The organism is Mesorhizobium sp. B3-1-8 (assembly GCF_006439495.1).
In the GTDB taxonomy this organism is placed as follows: Bacteria; Pseudomonadota; Alphaproteobacteria; order Rhizobiales; family Rhizobiaceae; genus Mesorhizobium.
This window is the reverse complement of the sequence record NZ_VFTK01000009.1, coordinates 66,193-86,202: the sequence shown is the minus strand read 5'-3', so window position 1 is coordinate 86,202 and position 20,010 is coordinate 66,193. Positions and strand designations below refer to the sequence as shown.

19 protein-coding genes are annotated in these 20,010 nt (G+C 61.4%); 8 read left to right on the top strand and 11 right to left on the bottom strand.

What is annotated here, in order from left to right:
• Nucleotides 1-93 precede the first annotated feature (93 nt).
• The 3 genes from FJ424_RS10775 to FJ424_RS10765 are packed head-to-tail and all read left to right on the top strand — an operon-like array spanning nucleotide 94 to nucleotide 2,175.
• Nucleotides 94-753, top strand: coding sequence for an amino acid ABC transporter permease (locus FJ424_RS10775; protein WP_140655713.1), 660 nt, complete (start codon nucleotides 94-96; stop codon nucleotides 751-753).
• Nucleotides 743-1,402 carry an ABC transporter permease subunit gene (locus FJ424_RS10770; protein ID WP_140655710.1) on the top strand — a complete coding sequence of 220 codons (660 nt, stop codon included), beginning with the start codon at nucleotides 743-745 and terminating at the stop codon, nucleotides 1,400-1,402. The genes FJ424_RS10775 and FJ424_RS10770 overlap by 11 nt, the downstream gene beginning before the upstream one ends.
• Entirely contained in the window at nucleotides 1,402-2,175 is a 774-nt protein-coding gene (locus tag FJ424_RS10765) for an amino acid ABC transporter ATP-binding protein (RefSeq protein ID WP_140655707.1), read from the top strand. Before FJ424_RS10770 ends, FJ424_RS10765 begins: the two co-directional genes overlap by 1 nt.
• A gap of 81 nt (nucleotides 2,176-2,256) precedes the next feature.
• Here FJ424_RS10765 and FJ424_RS10760 read toward each other — a convergent pair whose 3' ends face one another.
• The 4 genes from FJ424_RS10760 to FJ424_RS10745 all read right to left on the bottom strand — a co-directional run bounded on the left by FJ424_RS10760 (nucleotide 2,257) and on the right by FJ424_RS10745 (nucleotide 4,907).
• Nucleotides 2,257-2,955, bottom strand: a complete 699-nt coding sequence (locus FJ424_RS10760; protein ID WP_140655704.1) for a response regulator transcription factor — start codon at nucleotides 2,953-2,955, stop codon at nucleotides 2,257-2,259.
• 107 nt (nucleotides 2,956-3,062) lie between these two features.
• Nucleotides 3,063-3,677 (bottom strand): acyl-homoserine-lactone synthase, encoded by a 615-nt coding sequence (locus FJ424_RS10755; RefSeq protein ID WP_140655664.1) that lies wholly within the window; start codon nucleotides 3,675-3,677, stop codon nucleotides 3,063-3,065.
• 67 nt (nucleotides 3,678-3,744) lie between these two features.
• Nucleotides 3,745-4,473, bottom strand: coding sequence for a LuxR family transcriptional regulator (locus FJ424_RS10750; protein ID WP_140655661.1), 729 nt, complete (start codon nucleotides 4,471-4,473; stop codon nucleotides 3,745-3,747).
• Nucleotides 4,474-4,640: 167 nt separating this feature from the next.
• Nucleotides 4,641-4,907, bottom strand: coding sequence for a helix-turn-helix transcriptional regulator (locus FJ424_RS10745; RefSeq protein ID WP_140655658.1), 267 nt, complete (start codon nucleotides 4,905-4,907; stop codon nucleotides 4,641-4,643).
• A 127-nt stretch (nucleotides 4,908-5,034) separates the two neighbouring features.
• On the opposite strand from FJ424_RS10745, the gene FJ424_RS10740 reads away from it, so the two are divergent.
• Nucleotides 5,035-6,372, top strand: coding sequence for a threonine synthase (locus FJ424_RS10740; RefSeq protein WP_246677207.1), 1,338 nt, complete (start codon nucleotides 5,035-5,037; stop codon nucleotides 6,370-6,372).
• Here FJ424_RS10740 and FJ424_RS10735 read toward each other — a convergent pair.
• The 3 genes from FJ424_RS10735 to FJ424_RS10725 form a co-directional block, all read right to left on the bottom strand.
• Nucleotides 6,367-7,440, bottom strand: coding sequence for a PLP-dependent cysteine synthase family protein (locus tag FJ424_RS10735; protein WP_140655656.1), 1,074 nt, complete (start codon nucleotides 7,438-7,440; stop codon nucleotides 6,367-6,369). The genes FJ424_RS10740 and FJ424_RS10735 overlap by 6 nt on opposite strands.
• Nucleotides 7,434-8,372 (bottom strand): kinase, encoded by a 939-nt coding sequence (locus FJ424_RS10730; protein ID WP_348640115.1) that lies wholly within the window; start codon nucleotides 8,370-8,372, stop codon nucleotides 7,434-7,436. Before FJ424_RS10730 ends, FJ424_RS10735 begins: the two co-directional genes overlap by 7 nt.
• Before the next feature lie 127 nt (nucleotides 8,373-8,499).
• Nucleotides 8,500-10,881, bottom strand: coding sequence for a transketolase (locus FJ424_RS10725; RefSeq protein ID WP_140655653.1), 2,382 nt, complete (start codon nucleotides 10,879-10,881; stop codon nucleotides 8,500-8,502).
• Between the two features lie 126 nt (nucleotides 10,882-11,007).
• Here FJ424_RS10725 and FJ424_RS10720 point away from each other — a divergent pair, with 126 nt between their 5' ends.
• The gene (locus FJ424_RS10720; RefSeq protein ID WP_041002492.1) at nucleotides 11,008-11,475 is read left to right on the top strand and encodes an Lrp/AsnC family transcriptional regulator; all 468 of its coding nucleotides are present in this window, start codon (nucleotides 11,008-11,010) and stop codon (nucleotides 11,473-11,475) included.
• A gap of 78 nt (nucleotides 11,476-11,553) precedes the next feature.
• On the opposite strand, the gene FJ424_RS10715 is transcribed toward FJ424_RS10720, so the two are convergent.
• Together FJ424_RS10715 and ligD are read right to left on the bottom strand one after the other, a co-directional pair.
• Nucleotides 11,554-11,991, bottom strand: coding sequence for a hypothetical protein (locus FJ424_RS10715; protein ID WP_140655650.1), 438 nt, complete (start codon nucleotides 11,989-11,991; stop codon nucleotides 11,554-11,556).
• 308 nt (nucleotides 11,992-12,299) lie between these two features.
• The gene (ligD, locus tag FJ424_RS10710; protein ID WP_140655648.1) at nucleotides 12,300-14,069 is read right to left on the bottom strand and encodes a DNA ligase D; all 1,770 of its coding nucleotides are present in this window, start codon (nucleotides 14,067-14,069) and stop codon (nucleotides 12,300-12,302) included.
• Nucleotides 14,070-14,393: 324 nt separating this feature from the next.
• Here ligD and ehuB point away from each other — a divergent pair, with 324 nt between their 5' ends.
• The gene (ehuB, locus tag FJ424_RS10705) at nucleotides 14,394-15,398 is read left to right on the top strand and encodes an ectoine/hydroxyectoine ABC transporter substrate-binding protein EhuB (RefSeq protein WP_246677206.1); all 1,005 of its coding nucleotides are present in this window, start codon (nucleotides 14,394-14,396) and stop codon (nucleotides 15,396-15,398) included.
• A 95-nt stretch (nucleotides 15,399-15,493) separates the two neighbouring features.
• On the opposite strand, the gene FJ424_RS10700 is transcribed toward ehuB, so the two are convergent.
• Both FJ424_RS10700 and FJ424_RS10695 read right to left on the bottom strand, forming a co-directional pair.
• Complete coding sequence (locus FJ424_RS10700) at nucleotides 15,494-15,931, bottom strand: CopG family transcriptional regulator (RefSeq protein WP_140655645.1); 438 nt, start codon at nucleotides 15,929-15,931, stop codon at nucleotides 15,494-15,496.
• Between the two features lie 5 nt (nucleotides 15,932-15,936).
• On the bottom strand, nucleotides 15,937-17,919 hold the full coding sequence (locus tag FJ424_RS10695) for a conjugal transfer protein TraG (RefSeq protein ID WP_140655642.1): 1,983 nt from the start codon (nucleotides 17,917-17,919) through the stop codon (nucleotides 15,937-15,939).
• A 293-nt stretch (nucleotides 17,920-18,212) separates the two neighbouring features.
• On the opposite strand from FJ424_RS10695, the gene FJ424_RS10690 reads away from it, so the two are divergent.
• Both FJ424_RS10690 and FJ424_RS10685 read left to right on the top strand, forming a co-directional pair.
• Nucleotides 18,213-18,467, top strand: a complete 255-nt coding sequence (locus FJ424_RS10690; protein WP_140655639.1) for a helix-turn-helix transcriptional regulator — start codon at nucleotides 18,213-18,215, stop codon at nucleotides 18,465-18,467.
• On the top strand, nucleotides 18,467-19,777 hold the full coding sequence (locus FJ424_RS10685; RefSeq protein WP_140655636.1) for a type II toxin-antitoxin system HipA family toxin: 1,311 nt from the start codon (nucleotides 18,467-18,469) through the stop codon (nucleotides 19,775-19,777). Before FJ424_RS10690 ends, FJ424_RS10685 begins: the two co-directional genes overlap by 1 nt.
• Nucleotides 19,778-20,010 lie beyond the last annotated feature (233 nt).

Below are 20,010 nucleotides of genomic sequence, written 5' to 3'. Positions count from 1 at the left end.
TTCGCGGCGCCAAACAGGCGTTTCCAAATATGCTCCAGGCGCCACGACCGTCGCAACGCCGTGCCCCTTCACGGCAAAGGGCGGCGAAGCTTCATGAGCATGCTCGACATCTGGCTTGGGATCCTGCAAGGGCTGCGCATAACGGCAGCGGTTACCGCCTATGGCTTGGTCTTCGCAGTGCCCTTCGCGCTTGTTTTCGGGGTCGCGCAGTTTCTGACCACCGGCTTGACGCGCTTGCTGGTCACGGCAGTAATCGAATTCTGGCGCAGCTCGGCGGTCATCGTCCTGCTCTTCGTGTTCTACTACGTTCTGCCGGTCATGGGGGTCACTCTATCGGCGATGACCGTCAGTGCATTGGTGCTCGGCCTCAATAGCGGCGGCTATGCCAGCCAAGCGGTGCGCGCCGGCCTCCAATCTCTTCCTGCCGGCCAACGCGAGGCTGGCATGGCGCTCGGCCTCTCTCGCCCGGCGATCCTGCTTCTGATCGAGCTGCCCCAGGCGTTGGTCGCAATGAGTCCCACATTCGTCAACAACCTTATTCAGCTGGTCAAGGCGACTTCCCTTGTCTCCTTGGTCACGCTGACAGACATGACCTTCCGCGCCAAGGAAATCTCGCAGACCGAATACGACCCGGTCGCGATCTATTCGGCGTTGCTGTTAGCCTTCTTCGTCGTCTGCTATCCGATCGCGCTCGCCGGCCGCTGGCTCGAGGCGCGGGTCAATCCCGAAAGAGGAGCGCCTCGTGGGATTTAACCTCGATTTCGCGCTCTCGACCATCCCAATCATAGTCGGTGCGATCGGGACTACCCTGCTCGCAACGGTCTTGAGCTGCCTCGGTGCGTCGGCGCTCGGCTTCACCTTCGAAATGATCCGCCGCGGGGGCGGTGCGCCTGGCTTTGCCGTGCGCTTCCTGATCGATTTCATCCGCTCGACGCCGGTGTTGGCCTGGCTCTATTTCCTGTATTTCGTCATGCCCTTCTACGGGATCCGGCTTGGCGCCATGACGGTGGGCATATTGGGGCTAAGTCTGTATTACAGCGGTTATCTGGCGGAGGTGTTCAAGGCGGGCATCGACGCTATTCCGAGGGGCCAGCAGGAAGCAGCCAGAGCCCTGTCGCTCACCCGCCGCGACACGGTCGTCTTCGTCATCGCACCCCAAATGCTGCGCAACGTCGCCGCGCCCCTGGGCAACTACCTGGTTTCGATCCTTAAGGCGACGCCTTATCTCGCGATCCTGGCCGTGCCGGAAATGCTCGGGCGCGCCTTCGATATCGCTTCAGAGACCTATCGCTACGCGGAGCCGCTGACGATCGCCGGCATTCTGTTTCTCGCCCTGGCGCTGATCGTTTCTTATGGAGTGAAGCGCGTCGAGAAGCTCCTTCTTGCGAGCGGGCGCCGCTGATGCTCGACCGGCACGCGCTTCCCTCGACGCTTCAATCCGTCCCGCTCGTGCGGATCGACGGTCTCAACAAGTGGTTCGGTGCCCTGCACGTTTTGAAAAACATAGATCTGACCTTACGGCCGGGTGCGCGCGTCGTCGTTTGCGGGCCGTCCGGGTCTGGCAAGTCGACATTGATTCGCTGCATCAACGGTCTTGAGCGTTTCCAGAAGGGGACGATAGAGCTTGAAGGGAGAAGTCTGGGAAAAAGCGATCGCGATGCCGCCACGGCGCGCCGGCTGACAGGCATGGTGTTCCAAAGCTTCAACCTCTTCCCTCACCTTACCGTGCTTGCCAACTGCACGCTGGCGCTGCGCCGGGTCCTCTTGAAATCGGCGCAGGAGGCCGAAGAGATCGCCATGCGGCATCTGACGGCGGTGCACATTCCCGAAAAGGCGCGGGCCTATCCGGCCCAGCTGTCGGGGGGCCAACAACAGCGGGCGGCGATCGCGCGCGCGCTCTGCCTCGATCCCCGCATCATGCTGTTCGATGAACCCACCTCGGCGCTCGACCCGGAAATGATCAAGGAAGTGCTCGACGTCATGATCGCGCTCGCGAAAACCGGCGTGACCATGGTCTGCGTGACGCATGAAATGGGCTTTGCACGCAAAGTCGCGGATGAGATCGTTTTCATGGACCAAGGCAGCATCGTCGAATACGCGTCTTCCAGTGATTTCTTCTCTGGAGCCGCTCATCCGCGCGCCAGGCTGTTCCTCGATACCATCCTGAGCCATTGAGAGCTGATACATGTGAGCGTCGCGCACGCAGCCGCGGCGCGATCGGCAACATGACAACTCGTGCCGGAATTGGCGCGCGAACTACCAGTCCGGCGCGAATGCGTAACCGGCAGAGCGGACGGTCCGGATCACATCGCTTCCCACAGATGCCCGAAGCCTCTTTCGCAACCTGGCAATATGAACGTCAACACCGCGCACATCGGTTGCGGCGGCGTGTTCAGGCCATGCGGTCGCGACCAGTTCCTCCCGGCTGAAGACCTTGCCAGGTTGCGCCAGAAGGCTGCGCAAAAGCTTGAATTCGATCGGCGGCATAACGATTTCTTTTTGCTTGAAGAATGTCCGGTGGGTCTGTCGGTCCAACCGGAAATCGCCCTGCACCAGATCGCCTGTCTTGGTTTCGCGCGAGAGCTTCGCGACACCTGCCTTGCCATGCAGCCAGGTCAGTAGCTGCTCGGGCGCAAAGGGCCGCGAAAATATCTCGTCGACGCCCGCCTTGATAAGGTCCAGGTGCAGTTTGCCGGAACGAGGCGCGACCAAACCTGCAAGAGGCGTTGCCCGTGTCGCTTCGGACGACTTCAGCGACAGGCATTGCTTGGCGATTGCGCGGTCGCCCGGCTGACAGTCCAGGATAACGGCAAGCGGCGTTTCGGCCTTGATGACGCGCGCAATCTCCTTGTCCGCCGTGATCAGGCGGGTTTCGAAGCCGGCTACTGAAAGGATGTGCCCGAAAACCAGAAAGAAATCCGGGTCCTTCGAAGAGATCAGGACCAGCGGCATCATGAGTCCGTCAACCGAATTCGGTGCATCATAGGGCTGACTACCGCGCAAATGGGCGCGATGACAATATCCCCTGGCGGGCGAACCTTCAGCTGCAGGCAGCAATCAGCCTAGAATTTGTCCGCAAGTATGACGCCGCTGATGCCATAAGCGCGGCGCGTCTGCTCAATGGCCTCAGGCGTGACATCGATCAGCAGCGCGATGATGTCGCCATCCGGATGCTCGAGCACGTTGCCGAGTTCGAAAAGGGTCCAGCCAAGCGCACGCAGACGTTTCGGCCAGAATGTTTCGCACACCACGCTGATCTGACGAATCCCCAGGCTTTGCGCGGTTTCGAGAAGGCCGCACAGCACGACGCCGGCGACTGGAGAAGAAGTTCCCTGAGTTCGAAGCGAAGGAATGATGAAGAAGCGGGTCCATTCGAAAATGTCTGCCGCTCTCGGAGGCGTGCCGCCGGCGAGAACCGGGAAGACCTCGCTCATCAGATGCGGCTGCAGCGTCGGAACAAGACGGGAGCCGCCGACGATCTTGCCGTTGGTATCGAGCGCCAGAATATAAAGCGCATGCTCGTTGTCGAAGGCGTCGATCTCAATGTTGATGGGCCGGGCGACGGCGCGCCATCGTCTATGCTTGACGTAAATTTCGTACCGGATACGAAAATAGCGCTCAAGCACTTTTCTATACTGCTTCCTGTTTTCCCAGGTGACCAGATGAATACGGACCATGACGCCTCCAAAAGTGGAGGTCGTAGGAAAACACGCTTCGTGCCCGTATGACGGTATTCAGGTATTGCTAAATCTGGATTTCCTGTCGTCGCAGAGCTTTGACGATGGCATGCGAGACATTGGCTGCATCGAGCTTGCCTCGAATGTTGCGCTGATGGCTTTCAACTGTGTTCCTTGTGACGCCGAGGATGCAGGCGATGTCTTCGTTCGATTTGCCTTCGGCACTCCACTCCAGGAGTTCGCGCTCGCGCGGCGTCAAGGGCGCGGCCTCAACGCTCTGGCCGGATTCTTCCAACCCTGACAGGCGTCGAAAGGTATGCACGCAAAGTGTCTCGATGAATGGCAAGACGCTCGGCGCTATTTCGATCCGATCGCCCGCTGCCGAGACGACACCTGGGCCTGCCAGCGGCACGTGGACGGGAACACAGAGACCTTGGCCCATTCCGAAGTCCGCCGCTTCATCCATCACCAGCTTTGCGCGCGCAAAAAGCTTTGCGGGTGGAAGTTCATCCCACAGGAATGGCTTCGGCGAATGCCGGCATTGCGCGACGCAGGGATCATGCGAAAAGTAATCCTCTGCCATGTAGCGAAGGTACCATTCGGGCGGCCAACCATCGACCAGGATCTCTCGCCTCCAGTCGGTGTCGTGCGGCACGGGCAGGCCGGTGATCAGAAAATAACGCAGGCCATAACGCTCGATGGCAGAGCGGAACTCTTGGAGGATACCATCCACCGAGGACGCGGCATCGATCCTTGAGATCGCCGCAAACAACCCGACAAGACTATCCATCTCCATCGGCAGACCTCGACAAGCGTCAGGCCCCCTCCCAGCCAAGAACTTACGGTCACAAATGCGATATATTCAATGGGACTTGCGCCGAATGTACACTTCAGGAGTCAATTAGCGGTCGCAAAGATAAAGAACCTGAAAGCCGGATCAATATTACGTGAACAGACCGCGCTTCATTCTGCTGACTTTGGCGTCGTTTGCTTCTTCCCCCGGACTGCTCGCCGATTCGATGGAACGGCCGTGATTAACTCTTGCGGCTCGACATCCAAGGCCTTCGCCAGAATCTCGACTGTATCCAGCGTGGCGTTGCGCCGACCGGCCTCGACGCTGCTGATATAGGCTCGCGTGCGGCCCGAAACGAAAGACAACTGCTCCTGAGAAAGTTTTCTTTCTCTCCGAAGCCGCTGCACGTTCAGACCAAAAACGCCGCGAAGTTTCATCAAACAACGGATGCTACGACGCGCACTATGGTGCGACACACTATAGTGCACATTCCGCATTGACAGCGGTGCTGTTGGCTGTTTGAAACAACCAGCGAATTCATCGTTTCCTGACACAGGAATAGCCATGCCGAGCCGGCCGTTTCGCGACCTCGCGCACAACAGTTCCGTGCATTCCTCAGGCGAGATCAGCCGACCCGGAACGGAAGAAAGCCGGGTCCTGGAATTCGTCTGCATCCGCTGCGGTGCCCCCTACCCCGCCGATATCACCATCGACTCCAAGGGGTGCGCGCGGTGTCAGGAGACCGCACCCGCAAATCTTCGGCCGGTCTATACGGATCCTCCCCCTCATCCCTTGGAGGGCGCCACCCCCTCGCGCTCGCTATGGCGTTTTGCGCATATGCTGCCTTGCACAGGCGCGGATGCAGTGAGCCTTGGCGAGGGTTTGACACCGCTGCTTGCGGCGCCGCGCATTGGGGCGGTTCTCGGCGTGCCCAACCTCGCAATCAAGGACGAAGGCCGAAACCCGACCTGGTCGCATAAGGACCGCTTCTCGACCGTCGCGGTCAGCGTGGCGCGCGCACGTGGCGCGAAGTTCGTCGCGACCGCCTCCTCTGGCAACGCCGGCGCTTCGCTGGCGGCCTACGCTTCCAAAGCCGGGCTGAAGTGCGTTGTCACCACGTTCGCCGGGTCGGCCGGCGCGATGCTGGCGCAGATCCGAAAATATGGCGCGACGGTGCTGCCCCTGGTCAACAAAATGGACCGATGGTCCCTGCTGGAACAGGCGGCTGCCCGCTATGACTGGTTCATCGCCTCGCCCTATCACGGTCCGGTGGTGGGCAGCCATCCACTCGGCATCGAGGGCTACAAGACGATCGCCTACGAGATCGTCGAGCAATCGGATGGCAGGGCGCCGGACTGGTGCGTCCTGCCGGTCTGCTATGGCGATGCGTTGTCCGGCGTGTGGGCGGGCTTTTGCGAGTTGTACGCGCAAGGGACGATCACGCAGCTGCCCCGTCTCGTCGCCGCGGAGGTGCATGGGTCGTTGGCGGACGCGCTTGCCAGCGGCGCCGATGCCTTGAGTGAACGCAAGATGCTCTTCGACAGCCTTGCCGTATCGATCGGCACGCCGCGCAGCACCTTTCAGGCTCTGAAGGCTCTGCGCGAATCCGGCGGGCACGCCGTCCCCGTCGACAATCACGGCCTGATCGCGATGCAGGAACGCCTTGCGCGGGATGAAGGGATCTTTGCCGAACTGGCGTCGGTCACGCCGCTCATCGCAATATCGACGTTGAAGGCTCAAAGTATCATCGCAGCCACAGACCGCGTCGTGGCCGTTGTGACCGCCAGCGGTCTCAAGGACCTCGATCGGTCCACCGGATCGAACGAACACGATCAGATCTTCCAGACGACGGACGACGCCTGGCACTGGCTGGACAAAAGCGGGCTGGATCTCGTCTCATAGATTCTCAACCGCACCAATAGCCGATGGCACAGCACTTGCTGCCTGGGTTTTGAGCACATCCTCGAGACTGCGACGCAGCCAAAGAAAGCGCGTCCATTGCGTCTCTGCGGCCGGTGCGATTGTCGTTAGCGTCCTCGGCTCAGACGGTTGCTTGCAGGGCCAGCCAGGCAGGGTATCCAGCCAGTCGTCATTGTAGACGGTCTCGGCGTGGCGATGGCCTTCGTCAGGCATGATGACTGCGACCTGTGCGTCCGGAAGGGTCTTTGCAACCCATTGCGCCACCAACGCGGCGGCGCCGCTGGTCGGCCCCATGAAGATACCGTGCTCGCACAGCAAACGGTGCGCGCTCATATACGCCGGATAGGCGCCGACCCAATGGATCTCGTCGACAAGCTCATGCCTGACGTTTTTCGGCAGAACGCTGTTGCCCAAGCCCCGCAGCATGCGTTTGCCGACGGGCTGCCCGAACAGAATGCTGCGATGGGTGTCGACGGCAAACACCGTCAGATGGGGAAAGACCGTTCGCAGAAAGGACGCGGTGCCGCATAGCGAACCGCCAGTGCCGACGCAGCCGACCAGGCAGTCAACCCTGCCCACCGCCCGGATGAAAAGTTCAGCCAGCCGCGCATAGGCGAGCCAGTTTCCCGGACTGTCGTATTGGCGGGTCCAGAAGCCGTCCGGCTCCCTGGTCAGGATGTCCTGCAGGCGCTCAAGCCGGCCAGGCTGATTGCCGTCACCGCGCGGATCGTCAAGTGCAATGACCGTGGCGCCGATGCGCTCCAGTCGGGCTTTGTATTTGGCATCGATAAGCGTCGAAGCGGTGACGAGGCTAAGGCGATAGCCACGCGCCGCCGCGAGCAGCGCCACCGCCATGCCGAACGTGCCGGACGTCGTCTCGAGGATGTGGGAGCCTGCCTTGAGTTCGCCATTCGACGCTGCCCGATCCAGAATGTAGCGGGCCGGCATCAGCTTCATCAATGGAAAAGCCGCCGCGACCAAATTTGGCGCCAGGCGAGCAAGGCGTGGGGTCTCGAGGTCCCTGAAATAGTCAACTGCGAGGGTTACCATGTCCAGCCCTCCGCATTGACCAAATGGACCTCGACTTCCTTGAAGCCGGCGCGTCTTATCTGTTGTGCGACCAAAGCTGCCCGTCGCTTCAGATTCGATGCGAAAAGATCGAAAATCAGACCAAACAACGAGCCGCTATGGGCGACTTGCACCCCGCACGCCCCGGCTCGCCTGGCGATTTCGGCGATCTCGTCGAAGCCCTGTTTTGGCAAGTGCCGTTGACTGATCAAGGCACTGGCCGAGGCGGCACGTCCAAGAAGATTCGGATCCTGAAGGTAGACCGCCCGCGCTACCAGCGCCCGAAGCACGCCAAATTCCTGGATTTCGGCACTGTCGTAACGCGCCGGCGGCAGCTGCAACGTGTCGACCGGGACACCGCCATTCGCCTTGAACCCGACCAGTAGCAGCGGCGGCAGCGAGCCGCCGAAATTCTCGATCACCGTGCCCTCGCGTTGCGCGAACAGGACCGCATGCTCATCGAATGCGATCGCGTCGCTGGCGCGCTCGGCGGCAACGGCGAGACGCCCGATGCTCGAGGGCCGCAACTGGACCTTGAGGGCTGCGGCTACAGCGCGAACGGAAGCGACGACGTCTGCGGTCGATGAGCCGTAGCCGTGCCCCACGGGAATCGAGCTTTGCAGCGTCAACACGCCACCACCGGTCACATTCAAGGAATCGAGCGTGAGCCGCGCGGCTGCCGACGCCTTGACCTTATGATCAGGGTGGACAATGACCGCATCGTTGTCGCTCCTGGCAAAGGTGGCCTCGGACCTCAAACCGGCGACCGGCAGCGTGACGAGCCCGCGATGAAGGCGCCCGCCATCATCCTTGAAGACGCCCTGGATGAGTTCGCCGTGATGCGCTATCGCCGCTCCCGTCCCGATCGAAGATCGCAGCGTTTCACGGCTCGGAAGATCGCCGGCGCCAGCCATTTTCATCTCCCCCATGCTTTCTCGCAGCGGAGGAGGATGGCGCCGACGGCTGACGCCCGCTCTCAAGGAATTCCGGTATTGACGGCTTGCTATCTAACGAGCCGGCCGGGAGACGCGTGATCGAACGTCAGGCGGCGGAGCCGAGGTGCCTCAGTGGCCGGCCGACCGAAACCGCTTGCGCCGCAGCCATAATACCTTGCGCGTCGATCGCGTAATGCCGGTAGAGATCGGCGATCGTGCCAGTCTGGCCGAAATGCTCGACCCCCAAAGCGCGCGTGCGGTGGCCATGGACCGAACCCAGCCAGGCGAGCGTCGCGGGATGCCCGTCCAACACCGTCACGATGGCGCAGGAAGCCGGAAGACCGGCCAAAAGGCGCTCAACATGGCTTGAGGCGCGCGGATGGCCGTACTGGCGCGCCCGGGCCGCGGCTGACCAGCCGGCGTTAAGCCGATCGGCCGAGGTCACGGCCAGAAGCCCGACATCGCGCCGATCGCCGGCCATCAAGCCCAGCGCCTGTACCGCTTCCGGCGCGACTGCCCCGCAATAAGCTATCACCAGCTCGGCGTTCGGCCCGGGCTTGCGTAGCCAGTAGGCGCCATCGACGATGTCGCGCGCCAGCTTGCTTTCCGTCGGGCGTCTCGGCTGCTCGATCAAGCGCGTCGAGAGCCTCAAATAGACCGAACCTCCAGTTTGATCGCGCAGCCAGGTATGGTCGTCAGGCTCGGCTTCGCCGGTACGCTGTATATATTCGAATGCCCAACGCAGGATGATCGCCAGTTCATCGACGTAGGCCGGCTCGAACGTCGCCAGACCGTCCTGCGCCATGCCGATCAGCGGCGTGGCGATCGACTGATGCGCTCCGCCTTCGGGAGCCAGCGTCACGCCGGAGGGCGTCGCCGCCAGGATAAAGCGGGCGTCCTGGTAACAGGCATAGTTGAGCGCATCGAGGCCACGCTCGATGAAGGGATCGTAGAGCGTGCCGACCGGAAGCAGGCGCTCGCCGTGGAGCGAGTGCGACAGGCCGAGCGCCGAAAGCATGGTGAAAAGGTTCATCTCGGAGATGCCCAGTTCGATATGCTGCCCCGACGGCGAAAACGTCCAGTTGAAGGTGGAGGGAATGCGCTCCTCGCGGAAAATGTCCGCGTGGTCGCCGCGCGCGAACAGACCCCGCTTGTTTACCCAGGCTCCCAGATTGGTGGAGACGGTGACGTCGGGGGATGTCGTGACGACACGGCTTGCAAAATCGCTGTCCGACTTTGCGATCTCGTGCATCAAAAGCCCGAAGCCTTGTTGTGTCGACATGGACGGCTGAGCGGCGAAGCTGATGCGCGCCGGCACCGGAATAGCAGGAGCTTTGTGACGACGCGGGGTTGCCTGCGCGAAAGGCGAGGACGCAAGGAAAGATCGTATCGCAGCCTCGTCATAGGCGAGGCCCTCGAACATGTCCCATTCGCGGCCCTCGCGGACACCCATGCCTTGCCGCAGGGCTTCGATTTGCGCCGGTGTCATCAATCCGGCGTGGTTGTCTTTGTGGCCGGCGAGCGGCAGGCCGAAGCCCTTGATCGTATAGGCGATGAAGCAGGTCGGGCGATCATGCCCGCGCGCTTCTTCGAAGGCATCGAAGATGGTCTCAAGATCGTGGCCGCCGAGGTTTGCCATCAATGCGGCAAGCTCATCGTCGCTGCGCTTCTCGATCAGGCGGCTGACCGGTCCCTGATCGCCCAGATCGTCCAGCAGGCGCCTGCGCCATGCAGCGCCGCCCTGGAAGGTCAGCGCGGAATAGAGCTGATTGGGACATGCGTCGATCCAGGCCCGCAGCTTTTCGCCGCCCTCCTCCTCGAAGGTGGCCTGTTGCAATGTCCCGTGTTTGAGGATCACCACATCCCAGCCGAAGTTGCGAAAGATGGTTTCGAAACGCTGCCACAGGCCTTCGCGCACCACCGCGTCCAGGCTCTGCCTGTTGTAGTCGACGATCCACCAGGTGTTGCGCAGGCCGTGCTTCCAGCCCTCGAGAAGCGCCTCGAAGATATTGCCTTCATCCATTTCGGCGTCGCCGAGCAGGGCGACCATCCGGCCTTCCGGCTGATCGGTCTTCCACCCTTTTGCGCTGACATAATCTTGGACCAGGGAGGAGAACAGGCTCTGCGCGACTCCCAGTCCAACCGACCCGGTCGAGAAATCGACATCGTCGATATCCTTGGTTCGGGACGGATAGGACTGCGCGCCGCGATAGCCACGAAAATTCTGCAGCTGCTCGAGCGTCTGCTTGCCGAACAAATACTGGATGGCATGGAAAACCGGGCTGGCATGCGGCTTGACGGCGACGCGGTCCTGCGGCCTCAGGATCTTGAAGTAGAGCGCCGTCATCAAGGTCGAGGCGGACGCCGAAGACGCCTGGTGGCCGCCGACCTTGAGGCCGTCCGTCGACTCGCGAAGATGATTGGCGTGATGGATCATCCAGACGGCCAGCCAGAGGACCTTGCGCTCAAGCTCGGAAAGGATCGTCATCGTCGGCTCCTGTGAAATCGCGCCTCAACGATACCTGCGTCGATCTTCCGAATGTGGCTATTCTTGCACAAAGCGATCGATGATATTGGCTGATCCAGCCAATTACGGCCCACGGATGAGGGAAACATGCCAAATCCGGCGCTTGACGCAATCGACCTGAAGATCATCGCCGCGCTGCAGAAGAACGCCAAGGCGACTTCGAACGACCTCGCCGAAGCCGTCGGACTTTCGCCCTCCCCTTGCGCGCGGCGCGTCAGGCTCCTGGAGAACGCCGGCGTCATCAAGGGCTACACCGTGGTCGTCGACCAGAAGAAGCTCGGCCTGCCGATCAGCGCTTTCGCATCGATCAAGCTTGAAAGGCAACGCGAGGACGATCTGGACCGGTTCTCGCAAGCCGTGCTTCGCTGGCCGGAGGTGGTCGACTGTTATCTGATGACCGGCCAGCGCGACTACCTGATGCGCATCGTGGTGCGCGACCTCGAGGCCTATGAGCGGTTCATCAAGGACAAGCTGACGCGGCTGGACAATATCGCTTCGATCGAAAGCAGTTTCGCCCTGGGCCAGGTCAAGCGCTCGGAAGTGCTGCCAATCTGATCGAGCGAGTATTCCGCGACGGCCATCGCGGCAGCAGCCGGTCTGCGTGACCTTGCGCTGATCGAGGGCGGATGCGCCTCAAGATCGGCGGTCCCTGGCCGCATCCTCGATCAATCTCGCCAGCAACTGGCGGAATCGTTGGTCAGACTTATCGCCAATGCTTCCTATATCTTCCGCCACCATACCGGGCGCAGAAACCGACGCCTCCCCACTTATCGAAACGCTGACCTTGAAGGCCCTTGCGTGGTTTTTCTCCACTGCTCCACTCCCGTAGATTCGGAATTCAACAGACGGCGCAATGGCGCTATCCTCGGGGCGTGGGATGGGTTCTATATCGATGGTCACCTCTCCCGCCACGTCTGCCTTGGCCGCTTCCAACGACGCAACGACGACCTCCGTTAGCCAAGCTCTGGCTTGGGCGCCAAAGTCCACCTTTGGAGTATGCCCATCCGCGCTCTCGTCCTGCCGACGGTGAGCTTTCTTGCCCCGCTCAAGGGCCTCTTTGAACTTGGACATTTCTGGCCGCCTCCGACCTGTCATCGCATGAGATACGGCAGATCGGCCGCAGCTCTCCAATTTAAAGAACGCACACGATCCTCGGATGTTGCGCCTGGACGAAATTGGTGCTTTGGGCACGCATACCTGATGGCGCTCGTCAGGCTAGCTTACTGAGTGCAAGGCTGGACCCCGGTTCTGATGGCCTTTCGCAAGCGCACGTCGGCATCGAAGTGGGCGGAGGTCTTAAATGTGATTTGGGCCGCGTGGTTACTCGCCTTCGCTTCCAAGAAGGATGAACTAAGCGCCGCAAGTTAAGCGGCTTCTCACTACGCTGCCTTTCGAACAGCAGCCCTGAATGGATGGTCGATGGTGAAGGCGTCCGGCCGGATTCCCCGCTCGATCTGCGTCCATGTGACAGGATGGGCAATAGGAAAGCCGGGCCGCGCTCGTGGCGAGAACGTACCGACTGCAGTATTGCCGCGCCCGTTGCGAAGATAGTCGAGGAAGATGCGACCCCGTCGGGCTGCTGGATCGGCTGACAAGAGGTAACGGTCCGGCTTAGCATCGATGAGGCACTGGGCGAGCGATTTGGCCAGTTGCCGCGCCGTGTCGTGGGTCACACCCGAAGCCAGCGAAGCCGTCAGGTGAATGCCTTTGCCCCCGGTGACCTTCGGCCAGCTCCGCAACCCAGCCGCTTCCATGATGTCACGTAGCGACAGCGACGCCTCGATCACCGCATTCCATGGCACGCCTTCGCCAGGATCGAGGTCGAGCACGAGCTGGTCAGCATGCTCGATATCGTCAACCGTAGCGTTCCAAGGATGTAGCTCGACGGCATCCATTTCGACCAACCCAAGCAGCCCGTCGAGACCATCTACCCAGACCCGGACACCTTCGCCGCCTTCGCGTTTTTGCACCCGCAGCTGGTGCACCGACGCTGGTATGGGAGGCAGCGGTCCCTTGTGATAGAAGGTGGCACCGAAGGCATGACGGACCAGCTTTAGCGGTCGTCGGCCCAGATGAACCAGCGCTCGGTCGGCCACTCGCCGCCAGTAGCCCGCAAGCTCTTCCTTGGAAGGTGCAACAGCATCGGGTAACAGCTGGAGAATGTTCTCGCGAGGAACGCCATGTTGGCTCTCCAACCTGCGCTTGGAGGGCGACGGCGGCTTCGCCGGGATCACATGGAGATCCTCGCGCAACCCCTTGAACACCGCCTCGCGCAAGATGCCCCGGTCGGTCACGCCATTGAATTGCACCTCAGCTAGCATCTCCGGCCGCACCCAAGTTGCCTTGGGCTTTTTGATCGGTTCCGAAAGAGGCGATTTGCTGATGACTAGCGGATCAAGCCGCTCACGAACCCGCCGGGCTGCCTCCAGCGTATAGCCGCTCTGCGCCTTTCCCGCGTAAAGCAGCCGATCGCCCTCCCATCTGCCGATATACAAAGAAGCAATGCGGCGCGGCTGGGCTCCGAGCTTTTCAACGAATGCTACAATCGGGAACGTGTCGCTCTTTACGCACTTCACTTTGAGCCAGCTCGCTTGGACACCGGATCGGTAAGGAGAGTAAGCCTGCTTTGAGACGATGCCCTCCAAGCCCATACGGCAGGCATGGTCGAACACGTCATTACCGCTAATTTCCAGATGTTCGGCATAGGTCAGCGTTGGAGCCGTTTCCTGCAAGAGTCTATGCAGAGCAGCTTTCCGCTCAATTAGCGGCTGCTGTCGAAGGTCTCGGCCGTTAAGGTGCAAAAGATCGAACGCAAAGAACATGAGCTTCGGCGAGTCCGGATTCCCCAGCTCTCGCTCGAGAGCTTGGAAATCCGGTAAGCCAGTCTTACCAAGGACGACTACTTCGCCATCGAGGATTGCGGATTTGACCGATAGATTCGCCGCCGCTTGGACGATACGCTTATATCGGTGTGACCAGTCATAGCCGCGGCGCGTGAAAGCACGTGCCGCGCCACCTTGGACGATAAGCTCAGTCCGGTAGCCATCGTATTTGATTTCGTGCAGCCAGTCCGTGTCGGCAGGAGCGTTCTCGACCAGCGTCGGTGACTGAAATTCGATGAAGGCGAGCTGACCGGTCGATTTACGCATGCACTCGAACTCCTGAACCGGGATTCAAACCGGGCCGGAGCAATCGGTTCCGAAGAGTTTAGCAAAATTGAATATGATCGCGGCCGCCGGCGCGGTCGGCTGCTTGCCTCTGAAGCTTTTAGAAACCTTGTAGCAATGATCGTGCGCTGAGCCTTATTCGCTCAAAGGTCAATCCAGCGGTGAGCCGCCAAAGAGGGCTCAAGTAGGAAGACCGAACGGTGAAAAGCGCGCCTGACCGAGAGTCTGCTGATCTGCATCGTCGGCGGGGTTGGGGCCAGGAAAATTGAAGACTCCAAATATTCGGCCCGGTCAGCTCGCCTCCCATTGTTTGAGGGGCGGCAATATTTTGTACATATTTTGTATATCTATATTGACGCATTGGCTGCCCTCAACGTAGCGTTGAACGGCTGGGGCCGAACCCCTGCGCGCAACTCAATCTCATGGGAGGACTGCACGATGAAATTTCGAGCCCGATCGGCCGCCATTGGCCTGGCCTGCATCGCCTATGCCGCGATTGTCGGATCCGTGCTGCCGGCCACGGCGGAAACGACAAAGGAACGCATCTTGAGAGAGGGCAGGATTGTAATCGGTATCCACAACCGTTCGCCATGGGGCTACAAGAAGGAAGGAACCGGCGAGTTGCTCGGCTGGCATCCGGACCTGCTCAGAGCAGCGTTCGCCGATCTCGGCGTCAAGCAGATCGACTTCGAGGTCACCGAGTTCGGTGCGTTGATCCCTGGCTTGATGGCCGGGCGTTTCGATGCCGTGGCGTCCGGCTTGTCGATAACGCCGCCGCGATGCCAGCAGGTCGCCTTCGGCGCTCCCGATCTGAGGCAGGACGACGCGGCGATCGTACTCGCCGGCAACCCCAAGGCGATCCATAGCTATGCGGATCTTGCCAAGAAATCCGACACCATCATGGGCGGCGGCCGCGGCAGCAATGTCATCCAGAACGCCATCGCCGAGGGCGTCCCTCAGGATCGGATCCTGCAGTTTCCCGATGTCGAGACCAACATCGCGGCACTGCGCGCCGGCCGCATCGACGCCGCGGTATTTTCTTCCCCGACGGCGATCGGGCTGCTGGCCGGCAAAAAGAGCCCCGATCTGGAGCGCGCCAACCCATTCACGACCGACGAGAAGTCGATCAGCTACGTCGCGATCGCGTTCAGGAAGGATGATGGTGACCTGCGCGACCTTTACAACCAAGGGCTGGCCAAGGTGATGTCGAACGGCACGATTGCCACCATCATGGCGAAGTACGGATTTGGCCCTACCGAAAACGTGCCGCCAGGCTTGACGACCTCGCAATTATGCGGAGCCGCCAACTGACCGGGTCAGCAACGGGAAAGCCGTCCAGCAATCAACAGGACCTGGTGGCGCCGCGCGAGCTCGGGCGGCGCCTCCGCCCGCAGGCCGCCACATCACTATCGCTCAGGATCGCTGGATGGCGCGATGTCTTCGGGGATTTCTTGCCGCAAGCTCGGCCCCTTGGCCAGGCGCCTGCCAAGCGCGGAAAGGAAAGCTTCATAGCGCTCGCTTGCCTTGGCGCGCGCTGCCTGGGCCATCGGCTCAGGCAAGGCCGGAGTGGTGGCAAGCCAGAAGCGGACGAATACCGCATGGGTTTCAACCGAGATGCCGACGTCGCGCTCCAACCGCGCGATCCGGCGATCGATCCGGTCGAGACGTTTGGAGATCGCCGCCTCGCGTTGCGCTTCGGCATCCGGAGAGAGGAATGAGGCGATCGCCGCCTCAGCAATGAGCGACTGCGAGCGATCGCGCCGGGCGGCATACTCGACCAGCAAGGCCATCACGGCAGGATCGAGATAGACGGAAATCTGGACCTTCTTCTTTCTTGCTGTCACGAGCTTCACAACTCCATGCCATCGTCCGGGTCGAGCGCAATCTGACGTGCCACGCCCCGAACAAGGCGAGCCATCCGGCTGCTCTTCGCGGCGAGATCATCCGTCTCGTCAGGCGCTTCGATCTCGAATTCGTTGACGGGGGGCAGCTCCGCAGCTGGCAGAAGTGGATCGAGCTCGGGCTGACGTCGCAATTCGGACTCTGTCGATCCCTCCTGGACCTTCGCCCCCGCGCTCACGGCTGCCATACCCGGTGGCGGAGCCGGCAACGGAAGCGCCGTCCAACCGTCAGGCTCCGCCTCGGTTCGAGCCGTGACAGCCGGTGGCGGCATGATGCGCTCCCGCAACCGCGGGTCTTCGAAATAGCGCGCCTTCTTCGCCCGGATCGGCGGCGTGCCCGCCAGCATGACGATCTCGTCGCTGGCCGGCAGTTGCATGATCTCGCCGGGCGTCAGCAACGGTCGCGCCGTCTCCGAGCGCGACACCATAAGATGGCCGAGCCAGGGTGAGAGGCGGTGACCGGCATAGTTCTTCATCGCCTTCAGCTCGGTTGCCGTACCAAGGGCGTCCGAGACGCGCTTGGCGGTGCGCTCGTCATTGGTCGCGAAGCTGACGCGTACATGACAGTTGTCCAGAATAGAGTTGTTCGGGCCGTAGGCCTTCTCGATCTGGTTGAGGGACTGCGCGATCAGGAAGCTTTTCAACCCATAGCCGGCCATGAAAGCGAGCGCGGATTCGAAGAAATCGAGCCGTCCGAGCGCCGGGAACTCGTCCAGCATCAGAAGCAATCGATGCCGATCCACCCTCGCCTGCAGATCCTCGGTCAGACGGCCGCCGATCTGGTTGAGGATGAGACGGATCAGCGGCTTGGTGCGGCTGATGTCGGAGGGTGGAACGACGAGATAGAGCGTCGCCGGACGAGGATCGGCGACCAGGTCGGCGATGCGCCAGCCGCATGCGCGCGTCACCTCCGCCACCACCGGATCGCGATAGAGCCCAAGGAAGGACATGGCGGTCGAGAGCACGCCGGAGCGTTCATTGTCCGACTTGTTCAACAACTCACGGGCTGCGCTGGCGATGACCGGGTGCGGACCGCCCTCGCCCAGATGCGGCGTCGTCATCATCGCGGCCAAGGTCGATTCGATCGGCCGCTTCGGATCGGACAGGAAGGCGGCTACGCCGGCAAGCGTCTTGTCCGGTCCGGCATAGAGCACATGCAGGATCGCGCCGACCAGGAGCGCGTGGCTCGTCTTTTCCCAGTGGTTGCGCCGTTCCAGCGAGCCCTCGGGGTCGACCAGGATGTCGGCGATGTTTTGCACATCGCGGACTTCCCATTCACCGCGGCGAACCTCGAGCAAAGGATTGTATGGGTCCGATCTTGCATTGGTCGGATCAAACAGCAGAACCCGGCCGTGGCGGGCGCGGAAGCCGGCGGTCAGACCCCAGTTCTCGCCCTTGATGTCATGGACGATTGCCGAGCCAGGCCAGGTCAGCAGCGACGGCACAACAAGCCCGACACCCTTTCCCGAACGCGTCGGCGCAAAGCAAAGCACATGCTCGGGCCCGTCGTGGCGCAGATAATGAGTTCCATAGCGCCCCAGCACCACGCCGTCGGGGGCAAGCAGGCCTGCCGCCTGCACCTCGCTTCTTTCGGCCCAGCGCGCGGAGCCATAGGTCGCGACCTCCCTCGCCTCGCGGGCACGCCATAGCGACATGCCGATCGCTACGGCGATCGCGATGAAGCCACCCGAGGCGGCAATCAGACCGCCGCGCGCGAAGATGGCTGGTGCGTAGGCGTCGTAGAAATACCACCACCAGAAGATGGCGGGCGGATAATAGACTGGCATGCCGCCAATGACGAACCAAGGCGCTCCCAGCCGTTCCTGATAGCCCAGCTGCCAGGCTGACCATTGCGTCGAGGCCCAGATCGTGAAGAGCACGATCAAGATGACCACGACAATCTGTCCCCAAAGGACTTTCGTTCCCGACATTCGCTTCTCCTTGTGGCGAGAGGTCAGCAAGGTTGGCGCGAGATTCAACAGCGGGCTCACGCCGATCGCGTCGCGTCGTACTGTCGGCAAGGAAGACAGGGAATCGGGAAGCCCAAGAGCCCGGGGCGCGAGCGAGGGCGCCGTCCTCCTGGATTGCGCATTTGAGCAGCAAACATCATACGCGATTGCGTATATCCGATCTCTATACGCATTTGCGTATACGGTAGGTTTATACGCGATTACGTATATTGCCAAGTCATACGCGATCGCGTATATATGCTCAGGAGACTATCATGACCGAACAGATCGCTCGTAACGAAAAGCAACTCGGCGCCATTCTGCGTCGCGCCCGCAGGCAAGCCGACCTCACGCAAGAGACGCTTGGCAGCCGGATCCACCTGCGTCAGGCCACCGTGTCTCGCCTTGAAGCCGGCGAGCCGGCAGTGCAGCTCAGTACGTTGATGGCTGCGCTCTCCGCCCTTGACCTTGAACTCGTCGTTCGCCCGCGCAGCAAAAGCAGCGCGACCGACATCGCGGACCTGTTCTGATGGCGCGGCGACCGGCTCACACGCCGCTCAATATCTTCGTGAACGGTCGGCTGGTGGGCGTGCTGCGCAGGCAATCCACTGGCGCCGTGGACTTTCAATATGCCCGCGAATGGCTGGACTGGCACGGTACCTTCCCTGTCTCGCTTTCGCTTCCCTTGCGGGAGGACCGCTATATCGGCGCGCCTGTTGTCAATGTCTTCGACAACCTGCTTCCCGACAATGACGCCATCCGCAAGCGTATTGCCGAACGCGTCGGCGCAGATGGCACCGACGCCTACAGCATGCTTGCCGCCCTGGGCCATGACTGCGTCGGCGCATTGCAATTCCTGCCTGATGGCGCCGATCCCGGCAGTCCTGGTAGCAGCGACGGCAAGCCGGCCAGCAAAAAGGATATCGCCGGGATCATCGCAAACCTCGCGGTCGCCCCACTTGGCCTCGGCGAGGATGAAGATTTCCGCATCTCGATCGCGGGCGCCCAGGAAAAGACGGCGCTGCTACGCAAGGACGGACGCTGGTACAAGCCGGTCGGCACGGCGGCGACCACCCACATCCTGAAACCGCAGATCGGCAGGTTGCCGAATGGCATCGATCTCTCCAACAGCGTTGAGAACGAATATCTGTGCCTGAAGCTGATCGACGCGTTCGGCGTTCCCGCCGCCAAAACTGAGATCGCCGACTTCGGGGAGCGCCGTACGCTGATCGTCGAGCGGTTCGATCGGTTGTGGGCCAGGGATGGCCGTCTCATGCGCCTACCACAGGAGGATATGTGTCAAGCACTGTCGGTCCCGCCGACACGCAAGTACCAGTCAGAGGGCGGTCCCGGCATGCCGTCGATTATCGAGCTTCTTAAGGGCAGTGACCGGCCCGAAGACGACATCTCGCTGTTTTTGCGTGCTTGCATAATATTCTGGTTCATTGGTGCGACCGACGGCCACGCCAAGAATTTCAGCATTTTTCTCGGGCCCGGCGGGCGGTTTCGGATGACGCCGCTCTATGACGTGCTGACCGCGCAGCCCAGCCTTGATGCTGGCCAGATCCCTCGCAAGAAATTCAAGCTGGCGATGTCTGCCGGCAAGAGCCGGCATTATTCCATACATGAAATTGTGCCCCGCCATTTCATGCAGACCGCCGCCATATCCGGCGTGGGGACGTCCCTGATGCGCAAGGTCCTCGAAGACATCTCCGGAAATGCCGAGAGGCGGACCGAGGCCGTGATTTCTTCGTTGCCACGTCACTTTCCCGCGCAGCTCGTCGAGTCGGTCAGATCGGCGATAATCAGGCGCGCGACAATCCTCGCCGAGACACGCTGATCAAGCTCAGAGGGCGGCCGGACAAGAATTCTGGGCTGCCCGACCGCACATTCGATATCGACATCACCTGCGGCGCAGCTAAGACTGCCCCTTCTCGGACCCACGGCATCGCTAACTTCCGAAATCTTGGCGCAGCTTCGCCCCTTTCGCCAGGCCGTCTCGCGCCGTGATGAAGGCCTCGTAGCGTTCGCCCGCCTCCTGCGCGCGCAGGCGCATAAGTGGACGGGCAAGCC

Excerpts from the sequence above, each read along its gene's own strand:
- FJ424_RS10775 (WP_140655713.1), top strand. The coding sequence starts at position 94 with ATGAGCATGCTCGACATCTGGCTTGGGATCCTGCAAGGGCTGCGCATA.
- FJ424_RS10765 (WP_140655707.1), top strand. The coding sequence starts at position 1,402 with ATGCTCGACCGGCACGCGCTTCCCTCGACGCTTCAATCCGTCCCGCTC.
- FJ424_RS10760 (WP_140655704.1), bottom strand. The coding sequence starts at position 2,955 with ATGATGCCGCTGGTCCTGATCTCTTCGAAGGACCCGGATTTCTTTCTG.
- FJ424_RS10755 (WP_140655664.1), bottom strand. The coding sequence starts at position 3,677 with ATGGTCCGTATTCATCTGGTCACCTGGGAAAACAGGAAGCAGTATAGA.
- FJ424_RS10750 (WP_140655661.1), bottom strand. The coding sequence starts at position 4,473 with ATGGAGATGGATAGTCTTGTCGGGTTGTTTGCGGCGATCTCAAGGATC.
- FJ424_RS10745 (WP_140655658.1), bottom strand. The coding sequence starts at position 4,907 with ATGAAACTTCGCGGCGTTTTTGGTCTGAACGTGCAGCGGCTTCGGAGA.
- FJ424_RS10740 (WP_246677207.1), top strand. The coding sequence starts at position 5,035 with ATGCCGAGCCGGCCGTTTCGCGACCTCGCGCACAACAGTTCCGTGCAT.
- FJ424_RS10735 (WP_140655656.1), bottom strand. The coding sequence starts at position 7,440 with ATGGTAACCCTCGCAGTTGACTATTTCAGGGACCTCGAGACCCCACGC.
- FJ424_RS10730 (WP_348640115.1), bottom strand. The coding sequence starts at position 8,372 with ATGGCTGGCGCCGGCGATCTTCCGAGCCGTGAAACGCTGCGATCTTCG.
- FJ424_RS10725 (WP_140655653.1), bottom strand. The coding sequence starts at position 10,881 with ATGACGATCCTTTCCGAGCTTGAGCGCAAGGTCCTCTGGCTGGCCGTC.
- FJ424_RS10720 (WP_041002492.1), top strand. The coding sequence starts at position 11,008 with ATGCCAAATCCGGCGCTTGACGCAATCGACCTGAAGATCATCGCCGCG.
- FJ424_RS10715 (WP_140655650.1), bottom strand. The coding sequence starts at position 11,991 with ATGTCCAAGTTCAAAGAGGCCCTTGAGCGGGGCAAGAAAGCTCACCGT.
- ligD (WP_140655648.1), bottom strand. The coding sequence starts at position 14,069 with ATGCGTAAATCGACCGGTCAGCTCGCCTTCATCGAATTTCAGTCACCG.
- FJ424_RS10695 (WP_140655642.1), bottom strand. The coding sequence starts at position 17,919 with ATGTCGGGAACGAAAGTCCTTTGGGGACAGATTGTCGTGGTCATCTTG.
- FJ424_RS10690 (WP_140655639.1), top strand. The coding sequence starts at position 18,213 with ATGACCGAACAGATCGCTCGTAACGAAAAGCAACTCGGCGCCATTCTG.
- FJ424_RS10685 (WP_140655636.1), top strand. The coding sequence starts at position 18,467 with ATGGCGCGGCGACCGGCTCACACGCCGCTCAATATCTTCGTGAACGGT.